Here is a 14,443-nt window from a genome sequence, read left to right as displayed (position 1 = left end):
CCGTTCCTAGGCCCGAACCAGCGCAAGGACACGGTCACGGATCTTCTCCATGGTTGCCTGGTCCTTGGCTTCGGCGTTCAGGCGCAGGAACGGCTCGGTGTTGGATGGGCGAAGGTTGAACCACCAGCTGCCGTCCTTGGCCGTGAACGTGCTGCCGTCCATGTGGTCAATGTCGATGTCTTCGGTTTCGAAGTCGACTCGAACCCGCTCCACGGCACCGGCTTTGTCTTCGATCTCGGAGTTGATCTCGCCAGAGGAAACATAGGGTTCGTATTGGCGGCCGAGTTCGGAGAGCGGGCCGTCTTGCTCACCCAAAGCAGCGAGGACGTGCATGGCGGCAAGCATGCCGGTGTCAGCGTTCCAGAAATCCCGGAAGTAGAAGTGCGCCGAGTGCTCTCCACCGAACACTGCGCCTTCCTCGGCCATGACGGCCTTGATGAACGAGTGACCCACCCGGGTCCGTACAGCACGGCCGCCATCCTTGGCTACGAGCTCGGGCACGGCCTTGGAGGTGAGGAGGTTGTGGATGATCACCGGGGTCTCTTCACCTGCAGCCTGGGCTCGGGCGATCTCACGACGGGCCACCATGCCGGTGATCGCAGACGGGGAAACGGGCTCGCCCTTTTCATCAATGACGAAGCAGCGGTCCGCGTCGCCGTCGAAGGCGAGGCCGATGTCGGCACCGTGTTTGACGACGGCGGCCTGGAGGTCGCGCAGGTTTTCCGGCTCCAAAGGGTTGGCCGGGTGGTTGGGGAACGAGCCGTCGAGTTCGAAATAGAGGGGAACAATGTCGAAGGGCAGCGCCGGGAGGAGTTTGTCGCCGAGTACGGCAGGGGTGGTGAGCCCGGCCATGCCGTTACCTGCATCCACCACGATCTTCAGTGGGCGGGAGCCGGAAAGGTCAACGAGCTTCCGCAGGTACTCGGAGTAGTCCTTCAGGACGTCATGGACGCCGATCTCGCCCCGGGTGCCCGCCGCCGGGATAACGCCGGTGTTCAGGTACTGCTCAGCGAGGGCTTGGATTTCCTTGAGTCCGCTCTCCGAAGAGATGGGCTGAGCGCCGGCCTTGGCCATCTTGATCCCGTTATAGGCGGCCGGGTTGTGACTGGCGGTAAACGTTGCGCCGGCTGCGTTCAAGGCCCCGCATGCATAGTAGAGCTCGTCGGTTGAGATGAGGTCCAGCAACTGGACGTTCGCGCCACGCGTGGCTGCCCCGTTGGCAAAGGCTTGGCTGAACTCCGGAGAGGAGGGACGCATGTCGCCGCCAACCAGTACCGTTTCGCCCTCCAAGCCCAGGACGTCGATGAAGGCAGCGCCAACGGCCTCTACGATTTCAGCCGTGATGGTTTCACCCACGATGCCCCGGACGTCGTACGCCTTGAAGGAAGCCGAGAGGTCGAATGTCTTGTTCTGCTCGCTAGTCACGGGCTCAATCCTACTGTGGCAAGGCAGCTGGGGTTGAACTTGATGAGATGACCTGTGGATAGCCGTTATCCACATAGCAGGGCACCCAGGTTCTGGCTGTCAGGGTCGGCTGGAATACTGGGTTGATGGCCAACAACTCCCCAAACGCTGCCGTTTCAGTGCAATCACCTACCCATCAGCAGGCGCTGGCGTGCCTTCGTGAGCTGGTGGGCAACCCCGAAGCGCGGTTCCACGACGGACAGTATGAAGCCATTGAGGCGTTAGTGGATGCGGGCCGGCGGGCGCTGGTAGTCCAGCGCACAGGTTGGGGGAAATCAGCGGTTTACTTCGTGGCGTCATTGTTGTTGCGCCGGCGGGGCGCCGGTCCAACGTTGATTGTGTCGCCGTTGCTTGCGCTCATGCGTGACCAAGTGGCCGCAGCTGCCCGGGCAGGAGTGCGCGCCGTCGCCATCAACTCCGCCAATGCTTTGGAATGGGACACTGTCCTGGCTCAGCTTGCCGCGGATGAGGTCGATGTCCTTTTGGTTTCTCCGGAGCGGCTTACCAACCCCTCCTTCAGGGAGAACCAGCTTCCGGAGCTCATTCGTCGCACCGGGCTCCTGGTGATTGACGAGGCACACTGTATCTCGGACTGGGGACACGACTTCCGCCCTGATTACCGCCGCATCGCGGACCTCATTGCACAGTTGCCAAAGTCAGTTCCCGTTCTGGCCACCACCGCCACCGCCAATTCCAGGGTGGTGCATGACATTGAGGAACAACTTGGCGCCGGAGTCTTGACCATACGTGGCGCACTAGGGCGCGAATCGCTGCGGCTAGGTGTCCTGACGCTGCCCGATTCCAGGGATCGGCTGGGATGGCTGCTGACACACCTCGCCCGCATGCCCGGTAGTGGCATCATCTACACCCTCACCGTTTCGGCGGCCGAGGACACTGCGCGGCTTCTTGCGGAGTCCGGGCATAACGTCTTGTCCTACACGGGGAGGACGGACCCTGCGGACCGGGAACGTGCTGAGCAACTGTTGAAGGAGAACCAGGTTAAGGCTCTCGTGGCTACGTCCGCCTTGGGAATGGGATTCGACAAACCGGACTTGGGCTTCGTTATCCACCTTGGGGCTCCGTCGTCACCTGTTGCCTACTACCAACAGGTTGGCCGTGCAGGACGTGGAGCAGCCAACGCAGACGTCCTGTTGCTGCCGGGCTCTGAAGACCGGGAAATCTGGCAGTACTTCGCCACCGCGTCCATGCCCTCGGCCGAGAAGGCCGAGTCTGTGCTGAGGGCTCTTGGGGAAGCAGGCTCCGCCCTTTCCACCGTTGCGCTGGAAGCCAGGGTGGACCTTCGCCGCACGCCATTGGAACTCCTCCTCAAAGTCCTGGCGGTGGATGGAGCCGTAGAGCGCGTTGGAGGCGGTTGGCGATCCACCGGCAAGCCGTGGAACTATGACGCCGAGCGATATGCCCGCATCGCAGAGGCCCGCGTGGATGAGCAGGATTCCATGGTGATCTACCAGGACACGGCTGGTTGCCGCATGGAATACATCACCTCGGTCCTGGACGACGAAACAGCCGCAGCATGTGGACGCTGCGACAACTGCGCCGGCCGCTGGTTCCCGGTGGACGTCGCAGCGTCGGCAGCCGACGCCGCAGGCCAAACTCTCCGGCGTGCCGGCATAGCCGTGGAACCGCGCCTTCAGTGGCCCAGTGGCATGGATCGGCTCGGCGTGACCGTCAAGGGAAAGATCAAGCCCGACGAGAGTGTTTCCGAGGGGCGGATCCTGGCCAGGCTAACCGACTTGGGCTGGGGCGGCGCTCTACGGGAGCTGTTTGCCGCAGGGGCGCCTGATCGGGCAGTGGATCCGGCCATGCTGCAGGCCTGCGTTCAAGTACTCCGCGAGTGGTCGGGAGCCGAGGGCGGAACTCCGTGGAGCGGCGTCGGACGGCCCTCGGCGGTGGTCAGCGTCCCGTCCCGGAGCAAGCCGCAGCTGGTGGAGTCCTTGGCACAAGGAATTGCCGGGATAGGACGAATGCCGTACCTCGGCCAGCTGCAAACCCAGCACGGAGGGCCGACGGGGGCACGTGGAGGCAACAGCGCTTACAGGCTGGCCGGAGTCTGGGACAGGCTTGTTGTTGGTCCCGAACTTGCCCAAGCCTTGGCGGGTACGGGTGGGCAGCCTGTGTTGCTGGTGGACGACCTCATAGACAGCCGCTGGACAATGACCGTATCTGCGAGGGCACTGCGCCAAGCCGGTGTGGGCGCGGTTCTGCCACTGGCGTTGGCCCAGGCCGGTTAGCCCCTACGCGGGCCAGTGAGGGCAGGTAGGGGGCGGTAGAACTACGTCATGTTGTGATCGCTCCCACTCTGCGTCTATAGGATCGAGCAAACACGCCTGCTCGCCTGTCGCGGGCCACCAGCCTGAACTTGGACCGGAGCCATGAGCACAAAACCCAACACGGACGTCGATTCGGCCAACGAGACCAGTTGGCGGCCACGGCTGGCCTTGTTGGTGGCGGCAACGTTCTTCATGGAGTTCCTGGACGGGACCATCCTCACCACTGCCATTCCCAGCATCGCCTCCGATTTCCGGGTGGCGCCGGCAGACATCAACATCACCATGACCGCATATTTGGTGACGGTGGCGATGGGAATTCCTTTGAGCAGTTGGCTCGCCGAGCGGTTCGGTGCCAGGCAGATCTTCTGTCTGGCGATATCGGTGTTCACCATTGCCTCCCTGCTCTGCGCCATCAGCTCGGACCTGACCATGCTGACGCTGAGCCGCGTGGCCCAAGGCATGGGCGGAGCCATGATGGTTCCGGTTGGCACTCTGGTGGTGTTGAGAGGCACCCCCAAGTCGGAGCTTCTCCGCGCCACCGCATATCTTGTGTGGCCGGGTTTGCTGGCTCCGGTCTTGGCCCCGATGGTGGGCGGTGCTCTCACCACCTTCCTGTCATGGCACTGGATCTTCATCATCAACGTCCCCCTCGGTCTGGCCGCCTTCATTGCCGCCCTCAGGCTGGTGCCGCGAACACAATTTGATGCCAAGAGGCGGTTGGACTGGTTCGGGCTGCTGCTCACCACGCTGGGCGTGGGTGCCCTGGTTGTGGGGCTGGAGACCTTGGGAGGCCATGCGTCCAATGTTCTTGCCGCGGCGGTAGTTGCTGCCGGAGTGCTGTCACTGGCTGGTGCCGTGTGGTGGATGAGAAAAGCCCATGTCCCCCTGTTCAATCTCAGCGTCTTTGGCACCAGGACTTTCAGGGCGACTTCCACCGGTGGTTTCATTTACCGGCTGACCATTAGTTCGGTCCCTTTCCTGCTGCCGTTGATGTTCCAGGACGGCTTTGGCTGGGATCCACTCAAAGCTGGAGTCATGGTCGCCGCAGTGTTCGTAGGCAACATCGGAATCAAGCCGGCCACCACGCCACTCATAAGGCGATTCGGGTTCAAGCCGGTGCTCGTCTTTGCATCGTTTGCTTCAGCCGTGACGTTTGCGTTGTGCGCTTTCCTGGACGCCAAAACACCGGAGCCACTGATCTTTGCGTTGCTGCTGTTCAGCGGCGCATTCCGTTCCATCGGTTTTTCCGCTTACGCCTCGGTGCAGTACGCAGACATCGTCCCGGGCCAGCTGCCCTCAGCCAACGCCATCTCCGCGACGCTGGTTCAATTGGCGGCGGCGGCAGGCATAGCGGTGGGTGCCCTGTTCCTGCGCCTGTTCGAATCCACCCAGGTGTTCGGGGCGGACCACGTGGCAGCTTACAAGGGCGCGTTCATTGCCATGGCCGTCCTGATGCTGATCAGCACGGGGGACAGCCTTGCCCTCCATCGTCACGCCGGGGCTGAAGTCAGCGGCGGAGCGAAGAGGGCTTAACGCAAAAGGTCCCGGTTCGAAAACCGGGACCTATTCGCGGAGACGGGGGGATTTGAACCCCCGGTGGAGTTGTGCCCCACACTTCATTAGCAGTGAAGCCCATTCGGCCGCTCTGGCACGTCTCCCTTTGCTATTGCTAGCCCACCAAGGATACGCAGAACGTGCCGTCGAGCGCAAAACAGACGGAGTGTCAGTTACTTCCAGCCAGGGAACGCCACAGGAAGTGGTTGCTCCGCGCCTGCAAAGCCGCCGCCTGCCTATTGTCAGAGGCGCCCGCATGGCCGCCTTCAAGAGCTTCATGGAACCAGACGTTCGGGATACCCATGGCCTGCATTCGCGCCGCCATCTTGCGGGCTTGGACGGGTCCCACACGGTCATCGGAGGTGGCTGTCCAAATGAACGTCTCTGGGTATTCCACACCGTCGTGAAGCAAGTGGTACGGCGAGAAAGTACGGATGAACTCCCACTGGACCGGAACATCAGGGTCGCCGTATTCGGCGATCCAGGAGTATCCGGCGGAGAGCTTGGTGTAGCGGCGCATGTCCAGGAGTGGCACCCCGCAGGAAACAGCCCCGAACAGTTCCGGGTACTGGGTCAGCATGTTGCCCACCAGGAGGCCGCCGTTGGAACCGCCTACGCAACCGAGTCGACGGCGGCTGGTGACGCCTCGCGAGATGAGGTCCTTCGCCACGGCTGCGAAGTCCTCGTAGGCGCGGTGCCGTTTCTCCTGGAGCGCTGCACGGTGCCAGGACGGACCGTATTCGCCACCGCCGCGGATGTTGGCAACAACGTAGACACCACCGCGTGAGTGTGCGGCAGCTCCGTCGTCGGAGGATACGCCCAAGGTGCGGCGCTCCAGCCAGGCCCGGCCAATGGTTCCGCTGTAGGCCGGAGTCCGGGAAACTTCGAACCCGCCATAACCGGAGAGCTGGGTGGGGTTTTGACCGTCCAACACCAGGTCCTTGGATGCGACCTGGAAGTAGGGAACCTTGGTCCCATCCTCGGAGACGGCGAAGTGCTGCTGGACCTCGTAGTCGGACTCGTTGAAGAACGACGGCGACCGCTTCACCTCGGCGTGCCGGCTCGCCGCGCCGGCCACAAGTGTCCCCCTGGTCAGGGTGGTGGGCGTGGTGAAGCCGGTGGCCACCAGCCAGAAATCGTTGCCTTCAGCGCCCGGGTCTTCGTCATCCACGGCATAGGCATTGACGTCATGCAGGGGAGGGCAGGCGTCCAGGACGGTGGAGGTCCAGCCGCCTTCAGAATCGGGACGGGCTGGATCCAACACCCGAATTTCGGAGGACACATCGTGCAGGAGGTTCAGCAGGAGGTAGTCCTTGGTCCAGCTCCAGGACTGCAGCGACGTGTGGGCGTCCGGCGTGAACAGGACCAGCAATGACCGGGAACCCGCCAGGTAGGACTCGAAGTCCGCGGCCAGCAAGGAACCGGCAGGGTACAGAACACCCGCAACATCCCAGTCCTTCTGCGGACGGAACAGCAGCCAATCACGGTGGGCGCTGATGTTCACATCTGTGGGAACATCGATGACCACCCAGGAGTCGTCACGCAGCAGTGACGTACTCCGGTTGTAGAAATCGATGTAGTCCACGGCGAAGGTCCGCTCATAGCCCGGGGTGGAATCGTGGGCCACCATGGCCAACATGTGGTCCTCAGGGATTTCGAAGAGGCGCTCTGCCTGGGCCAGTGATTGGCCGCGGCGAAGCTTCACTCCGGTGCGGGCATAGGAGGACGTCGTTGCGGGGAGCCCGTCCGCCGTGCTGGACACAAGCAAAGTGTCGGCATCCAGCCAGCTGACGTTGCCTTTGGCTGTTGGCACGTCAAAGCCCCCCTCCACAAAGGTGCGGGACTCGACGTCGAACTCGCGATGGCGGTCAGCGTCGCCGCCGTCGGGGGAGAGCGAAACCATGGCCAGGCGGTACCCGGACCCCTCGGCAGGACGGAGGAAGCCGACACCATGGAAGACCCACTCAATGCCTTCGGCGGCGGCAAGGGCGTCGATATCCAGCAGGACGTCCCATTCAGGTTCCTCAGTGAGATAGCTGTCCCACGTCGTTCGACGCCAGAGGCCCTTGGGGTGTTCCTGGTCTTTCCAGAAGTTGTAGTAGAAATCGCCGCGTTTGGAGACCATTGCGATGCGATCGGTGGAGTCGAGGACCTCCAGGATGCCAGCCTCAACGGCCGCGTACTCCGAGTCCTCCAGTAATTCCTCGGTGCGGGCGTTCTGCTCGCGGACCCACGCCAGCTGCTCTTCGCCGTGGATGTCCTCAAGCCAAACGTTTTCATCCGTGGGCTCAGGCGCGACCTCCGCTGCATGCCGCGGGCCGGGGGCCGACGCAGTTTCATTCTCGGGAAGTGGCGACTGATCAGCTTCTGTGGTGGTCATCGCCCCATCCAAGCAACACTCTTCAACAGTAAGCAAGTCACAGGAAGTTAGGCTTGAGCGTGGCTAAATCGCAAACCAACCGTGTTGCCCTGATCGGGGCCGGCCCTCGGGGCACCAGTGTCCTCGAGCGGTTGCTCGCGAATTGGGCTGCGGACAGCGTGCCGGGAACCACCCTTCTCATCGATGTTGTGGACCCTTATCCGGCCGGTTCCGGGCACGTGTGGCAGCCGGAGCAGTCACGTCTCTACTTGATGAACACCCAATCGTTCTATCCCACCCTCATCCCCGAGGACCCCCAGCTCGCACGTCCGCTCGCTGGCGGTTCGTTCGATCAATGGCGGGAGGCCCGTCGTCGTGACGGCCAGGGACTGAACGATGCCGAGAAGGCGGAACTGGCCACCCTTGAATCGCACGACTTCCCCAGCCGCGCGCTGTACGGGCGGTACCTGCGCCAAACTTTGGAAGGGCTGCTGGAACGGCTGCCCGACGGCGTCGAGGTCACCTTCCATGAGGCGCTCGCCGTCGCAGCGCGGCCCGCGAAGGGCGAAAAGGAAGACGGGTTCGACGTCGAACTCGACAACGGCGGGACGCTCACCGTCGGTTCCGTGGTCCTCGCTTTGGGCCACATTGAGTCCCGGCTGAACCCCGAGCAGAGGGCCTTCAAGAGCGCCGCGGAGGATCAGGGCCTGATGTATTTCCCGCCGGCACCGCCTGCCGATGTTGATTGGCAGGCGGTGCCGGATAACGAGCCCGTACTGGTTCGCGGCATGGGTCTGAACTTCTTCGATGTCATGGGCCAGTTGACGGAGGGGCGCGGCGGCAAGTTCGTCGAGGCTGGCACGCCCGGCGCAGGTATCCTCGAGTACCGGGCTTCGGGCCGGGAGCCCAAGATCATTGCAGCGTCCCGCAGAGGCACCCCGTACCGCGCGAAGGCCGGGCTGGCGGGCTATTACCCCAGCAGCATCACCATGCGCTACCTCACGGAAGACGCCGTAGACCGTTTCCGTGCAGCCGGTATCCAGCCGGGGTTCGATCATGACCTCTGGCCGTTGCTTCACCGGGATGCACTTTGGGCCTATTACTCAACGCTTGCGCGGTCCCAGCCTGCCGCGATCAAGGACCCCGCCCAGTTCCTTGCCGACCTTGAGGATGCGCTCCAACCGCATGCGCACACCACCGCGAACTGGGAAGTCGAGGTGGGAAACGTCGTGGAAAAACACGTGGTGGCCTCCCGCCGGCTGAACCTGAGGGGGCTCGCGGCGCCGCTCGCTGGGCGGACCTTCGCTTCCCGGCGCGAGCTGGACGCCACCATCACGGCCTACCTTGATGATGATGCGCGACGATCAGCACTGGGTGAGGCGGACCCTGTCAAGATGGCGATCGGTGCCCTCCACACCGGGCGGGCGATCCTCAAATCCGTGGTCGCTGACGGGGGAATCACCGATGAATCGTGGCTGGGTGGTTTGCGCGGCTGGTTCGAATCTTTTGTAGAAGGTCTGGCAAGCGGAGCGCCTGCACTGCGATCGGAGCAGCTGGCCGCTTTGGCGCGTGCCGGCGTCGTGAGCTTCGTGGGGCCGGACCCGAAGTTCAGCGTGGACCGCGGAGCCAAGGTGTTCCGGGCGGTTTCGCCATGGGTGCGCGACGCTCCGGTTGAAGCAAGGACTCTTGTAGAGGCGATGTCGCCGGCAAATAGGGTGGGCATCAACCTGTCGCCCCTTCTCGAACAGCTCATGGCCGATGGGCTGGTGCGCACCAAGATCATGATGAGTGTTGAGGGCACGCCCATGCAGACCACTGGCCTTGACGTTGAACCGCATCCTTACAGGCCCCTGGCGGCGAACGGTTCCATCACCAGGAACCTGTATGTCCTGGGCCTCCAACTGTCCGCGTCGCAGTGGGGGACAGCCATTGCCGCTGAGGCCCGTCCGCGCACCGGACCTGCCTACGCGAGCGGCCAGCGGACCCTCCGCGATGCAGATGAGATAGCGCGGAGCATTCTCGGACGGTGACGGGCATCAGCTAGGCCGGAACCGCCAGTAAGCCCGGAAAACGCAGGGCCCCTTACGAAGAAGATCGTAAGGGGCCCTACCGTTGCTCTTGGAAGGCCGGATGGCTGAGGGGATTAGCCCCTCAGGCACCTCTGATACTCCAGCCACGCAAAGGCGTACCGGAGCCATCCTGCGATGTCGTACCACTTGGACGGCTTGGTAGGGGCAGTGCACTGCGGCGGGTTCGGACCGCTCTCAGCCACTGTCACCAAGGCCTTCACCACGGTTCCACTTTCGACGGCGGTGAGGACCACTGTGCCGGTGCCTGCAGCCGCCGCGGCGGGAACCTTAAGGTCCAATGTGGCGGCCCCAGAGGTCACGGGGACGGAACCGAGCGTCACTGCGGCGCCCTTGGCGTCCACGAACGCGGCGTTCAACGTTGCGTTGGCCGGGCTGCCGATCGAGGTGAGGTTCAGTTTGGTGACGGCCAGGGTAATGGAGTCGCCGGCCTTGACCTCAGCCGCTGTGGTGTTGGCCACGGCAACGGAACGGCGCGCGAAGTCCGGTGAGACAGGATTGTGCTCGCGCAGGTATTTGATCCACGCATCGCGGTCCACCAGGCCCGTGTCCTTCGTGTTCGTGCCCTCCTTGAAGATCCGGAAATTGTCACCGCCGGTAGCCAGGAAACTGAACGTTCCGATCCTGTACTGCTTGGCAGGATCGATCACAGCGCCGTTGACCCAGATGCCGGTGACGCGGTCACCTGCGGGGCGGGCGGCATCGTAGGTGTAGTTGACGTTCTTGGACACTCCCAGCTGCTGGTACGGGCGGCTGGGGATGGTCCCGTCAGCATTTGTCTGCCACTGCTGCTCCAGGAGCGTCTTGAACTGCGCACCTGTGAGGGACGTGGTCCAAAGGTTGTTCACGAAAGGCAGGACCGCGTTGGCCTCCGCGTAAGTGATGGTGCCGTCCGGCGCGTAGTACAGCTCGTTACGCAGCCCGCCGGGGTTCACGACGCCGATCTCCGCGGCACCCAGTTCGGGCGCCTTGAGCGTATCCACCAGGGAGTCCGCCACCAGGTTGCCGAGCGTGGATTCGTTCGCGCGATCGTCGCGCTTGGGGGCACCGCCGGCCGGATCCGGGGTGAAGGCCGTGGTGATATCAGCGGTCACTGCGCCCACCGGCTGGTTGCCGATGATGGCAGCCTCGGCGAGTGCTTTGTCCACGATGGTCTTCACAGTCGCCACCCGTGGGTAGGCAGCTACGAGGCTTTCAGCGGTATCGGTTGTCCGGTCCACGATGGCGGCCCGGTAAGCAGTGACTGACTTGCTTGCGGTATCCACCGTAAGGGTCACGCTGCCCACGTTCTCGCCGTAGTTGCCGGTCTGTACGATGGGTCGGGTCTTGCCGGTCGACTGGCCGTTGGCGTCCAGTACCGGGGCGTCCCAGGCGTACTCCTTGTGCGTGTGCCCCGTGAAGATCGCGGCGACGTCGGGGGTGGTTTCGTTGACCAGCTTGGCGAATGGTCCGCCGGCCGCAACTTCCTGCTCTAAGGTGGCGCCCTCGGGCGTTCCTGAAGCAGCGCCGTCGTGGTTTTCCACGATGATGAGGTCCGCCAGGTTGTCGGCTTTGATCTTCGCGGCCACCCGGTTGATCGCTTCCACAGGATCGCCGAACTCAAGATCGGTGATTCCAGCAGGGGTCACCAGGGAAGGAACTTCCTGCGTGACAGTGCCGATAACTGCTACCCGCATGCCGTTCATGTCCAGGACCTTGTACTCCGGCAGGACAGGAGTGGTGGTGCCCTTCTGGTAGACGTTCGCACCGAGGTAGGCGAATTTCGCGTTGGTACCGCCAGCTGCGACGCGGTCGCGCAGGTCTGCCCAACCGCCGTCGAACTCGTGGTTGCCCACAGCCGAAGCCTGCAGTTCGAGCGCGTTAAGGACGTCGATGGTGGGCTGGTCCTTCGCTACCGAAGAAGCGAACAGGGAAGCACCGATGTTGTCACCTGCGGAAATGAAGGCCGTAGCGCCAGAAGCTGCTGCAGCGCGGAGCCTTTCAACCGTTCCGGCGAAGAGGACTGTGTTGGAGTCGATCCGGCCATGGAAGTCGTTGATACCCAGGAACTGCAGGTCAACGGTTGCCGGCTGGTCAGCGGTCAGGTTCAGGCCCACCACCACGGGATCGTGGTCGCTTGCCCGGAACTCGTCCCCGGCATAGTAGTTGGTCACATTGTTGTTATACCTGCTGTACTCCAGCGCGACGGACTCCACAGAGTTGATGTTCCAGATATCGGTTCCGGTGACCACCTTGTGGGCTGCCGGGGAAGCCAGGATGTGGTCCAAGGAGCCCACCATGCCGCCGAAGAGGTAGGAGTGCTTGCCGGTACCTGCCTCGAGGTCGGTGTAGCCGGCTGCGGTGAGGACGTTGATGGGGTCTTCCTTGGCGTAGGCGTTGAAGTCACCGATCAGGAAGACCTTGTCCGTTCCCTTGGAAGCTTGGAGGTCCTTGGAGAAGTTAAGGAGCGATTCAGCCTGCTTGGTGCGGGCAATGTTCGAGGCGCCCTGGCCCTTGTCCGTGTCATCCGGGGTGGCGGCGGAGCCCTTGGACTTGAAATGGTTCACGATCGCGATGAACTTCTTGTCGTCATCTCCACCAACCGGCTTGAAGACCTGGGCCAGTGGCTTGCGAGCACTGGCAAAGGCAACGGTGTCGTTGTGGATGATGGATTCACCCACGGGCTCTGCCGCTGCCTTCTTGTAGATGAATGCAGTGCGAATCATGTCCTCGTCGCTGAGCGGGGGAGCATTTGCGGGTGTGCGCACGTAGTCCCAGACTCCGGGGGCCTCGACGTTAAGGGCGCCCACCAGCTTGGAGAGGGCGTCGTCGCGGTTCTTGCCGAATTGTGCTGAGTTTTCGATCTCTTCAAGGGACACGACGTCGGCGCCGGACTTGGCGATGGCGGCGATGATCTTGGTCTGCTGGCGCTCGAAGTTCTCGGCGTTGGCAGCACCGCGGGCGTTGCAGCCTTCCTTAACCGTGATCGGGTTGCCGTCGCGGTCGGTGTAGAAAACGCAACCGGCGAGCTGGTCACCGGTGGTGGGAAAGTAGTTCAGCACATTGAAGGAAGCCAGTTTGAGATTGCCTCCCACATCGGCGGGACCTTCGGGCCGGGTCGCGGTGAAGCTTGCCGGCTGGACCGACTCAGCATTGGCCGGACTCAGCGCGGCAAGGGGCTGGAACTTCCAGGAGTTGTTGCCATAGCCCAGGATGACGTCGGTCCGGAACGTCGCCGGGGAGCCAACGCGTACAGGATCCGATGTTGTCAGGTACGGCAACTGCTGGGCTTTGGTGGTGGCGTCTTTGAGGAAGTTGGTGGATGCGCCGTCGTCGAGCTTGATGCCGCGCAGCGCGTTGTCCGCCACCACAGCGGCGTACTCCGGCGAACCGTAGCTCGCTACCGCCGTCGGCTGCACCAACGGAGACGTACCGGCCGCGAGGCCAATCTCGCCGTATTGGTTCAGGGAGTAGTTGTCCGTGACCGTGAAGTCACCTTGGGGAGCCAGGAGCATGCCCTCCAGGCTTTCCCGGGCGGCCTCATTGGCTGGCAGCGTGAACGGCGTGGACTTAACCTCCGGCGCGGCTTCGGTCAGCTTCTTCAACCCCGCCGCCTCAACGGTGAGCTGGGTCTGGTTTGCGAATTCGCTGACGACACCGGTGAGTTGCACGTAGTCGCCGGGCTGGACCGCTGACGTTGTGGAGGGTGAGTAGACGAACAAAGCGTCCGACGCCGTCCTTGCCGCCCCCGCGCTTTCACCGCCGCTTCCGGCGGTCTGCACGTAGTAGCCGTTGAAGCCGCCGGTTGCGTAGACGGCGGTGACCTTACCGCTGGTGGTCACGGTGCTGCCGACAAACGGACTGGCCGTACCGGTGCCCTGGATCTCGGCAATGGTCTTGACGCCGGGCTCCGGCTGGGGATCGACCGGCGGGGTTCCGCCGCCGTTGGAGGCGGTGGGGGTGATGGTTGCACTGAGGCTGAAGTCTGCGGCGTTGGAGTCGGTGTCCGCACCAGTGGCACGATTCAGGCTCTTGACGTCCGCGTTGCTGGTAGGTGCGGTGGCTGCGGCGGTCTCAAAAGTGTTGGAGGTGCCGTAGCCCAAGAGGTCAGCGATGGCGGTGTTGCCCGTCACCGAACCCGTTGGCAGCGGGGAGACAGCAGTGGCTTGTTTGGCCAGGACGAGTGTTCCAGTGGTTCCGCTGGGGTTCAGAGTGCCTGTGGCCTGCACATCGGCCGTGGGAAGGGCCGGTGCGGTGGACGTACTGCTGTTGGTGGCCCCCTGGACGAGGAAATACCCCTTCGCGGGAATGCTGCCCGTCAGGGGAGTGATTCCCGTGGGTGCAGCTGTGGCCGTGGCACCCCGGTATTGCAGCGACCAGCCCGCCAGGCTGACCGGCGCGTCCGAGGAATTGTAGAGCTCAACGAACTTGTTCTTGAAGGCGGCACCGCTGCTGCCACCGCTGAGATAGGCCTCGTTGATCACCACCGTCGACGGGCCGACGGCGAGCTCATCAGCTGCAAAGGCCGGCACGGCCGTCAACGGGGCGGTGATAAGCCCCGCCGACAGGACAGTGCCCGCCAAGGATTTCCAATGCATACGTTTCATCCGCTCGAACTTTCATCAGTGAGCCCTGTGGGGCTCCATGAATGGCGCCCACTGTCTTATGAAGTGGGCGAGTACCGGAAGTTACTCCCGGGTAAAGCTGCC

The 14,443-nt window shown here is 63.2% G+C and carries 6 protein-coding genes and 1 tRNA gene; 3 read left to right on the top strand and 4 right to left on the bottom strand.

The features are described 5' to 3' along the window. Positions 1 to 6: 6 nt before the first annotated feature. Positions 7 to 1,425 (bottom strand): phosphomannomutase/phosphoglucomutase, encoded by a 1,419-nt coding sequence (locus A477_RS0106005; RefSeq protein WP_017198116.1) that lies wholly within the window; start codon positions 1,423 to 1,425, stop codon positions 7 to 9. A gap of 125 nt (positions 1,426 to 1,550) precedes the next feature. Between A477_RS0106005 and A477_RS0106000 the strand changes: the two genes are divergently transcribed. Further along, positions 1,551 to 3,716 (top strand): RecQ family ATP-dependent DNA helicase, encoded by a 2,166-nt coding sequence (locus A477_RS0106000; RefSeq protein ID WP_017198115.1) that lies wholly within the window; start codon positions 1,551 to 1,553, stop codon positions 3,714 to 3,716. Positions 3,717 to 3,857: 141 nt separating this feature from the next. Continuing rightward, the gene (locus A477_RS0105995) at positions 3,858 to 5,288 is read left to right on the top strand and encodes an MFS transporter (RefSeq protein ID WP_017198114.1); all 1,431 of its coding nucleotides are present in this window, start codon (positions 3,858 to 3,860) and stop codon (positions 5,286 to 5,288) included. 37 nt (positions 5,289 to 5,325) lie between these two features. Here the strand turns inward: A477_RS0105995 and A477_RS0105990 are convergent. After that, positions 5,326 to 5,413 (bottom strand) — tRNA-Ser (locus tag A477_RS0105990). 65 nt (positions 5,414 to 5,478) lie between these two features. Further along, a complete protein-coding gene (locus A477_RS0105985) occupies positions 5,479 to 7,689 on the bottom strand; it encodes a prolyl oligopeptidase family serine peptidase (RefSeq protein WP_017198113.1) in 2,211 nt (736 codons plus the stop codon). Between the two features lie 59 nt (positions 7,690 to 7,748). On the opposite strand from A477_RS0105985, the gene A477_RS0105980 reads away from it, so the two are divergent. Then, positions 7,749 to 9,698: an FAD/NAD(P)-binding protein gene (locus A477_RS0105980; RefSeq protein WP_026005387.1), complete on the top strand. Its 1,950-nt coding sequence runs from the start codon at positions 7,749 to 7,751 to the stop codon at positions 9,696 to 9,698. Between the two features lie 113 nt (positions 9,699 to 9,811). On the opposite strand, the gene A477_RS0105975 is transcribed toward A477_RS0105980, so the two are convergent. Beyond that, positions 9,812 to 14,341 carry an ExeM/NucH family extracellular endonuclease gene (locus A477_RS0105975; protein WP_192811980.1) on the bottom strand — a complete coding sequence of 1,510 codons (4,530 nt, stop codon included), beginning with the start codon at positions 14,339 to 14,341 and terminating at the stop codon, positions 9,812 to 9,814. Between the last annotated feature and the right edge of the window lie 102 nt (positions 14,342 to 14,443).

This window comes from Arthrobacter sp. M2012083 (assembly GCF_000281065.1).
Taxonomy (GTDB): domain Bacteria; phylum Actinomycetota; class Actinomycetes; order Actinomycetales; family Micrococcaceae; genus Arthrobacter.
Note: the sequence above shows the minus strand (reverse complement) of the source record. Positions and strands in the feature narration are given on the sequence as shown.

Coding starts and splice junctions, on each gene's coding strand:
- A477_RS0105985 (WP_017198113.1), bottom strand. CDS start 7,689: ATGACCACCACAGAAGCTGATCAGTCGCCACTTCCCGAGAATGAAACT.
- A477_RS0105975 (WP_192811980.1), bottom strand. CDS start 14,341: ATGAAACGTATGCATTGGAAATCCTTGGCGGGCACTGTCCTGTCGGCG.
- A477_RS0106000 (WP_017198115.1), top strand. CDS start 1,551: ATGGCCAACAACTCCCCAAACGCTGCCGTTTCAGTGCAATCACCTACC.
- A477_RS0105995 (WP_017198114.1), top strand. CDS start 3,858: ATGAGCACAAAACCCAACACGGACGTCGATTCGGCCAACGAGACCAGT.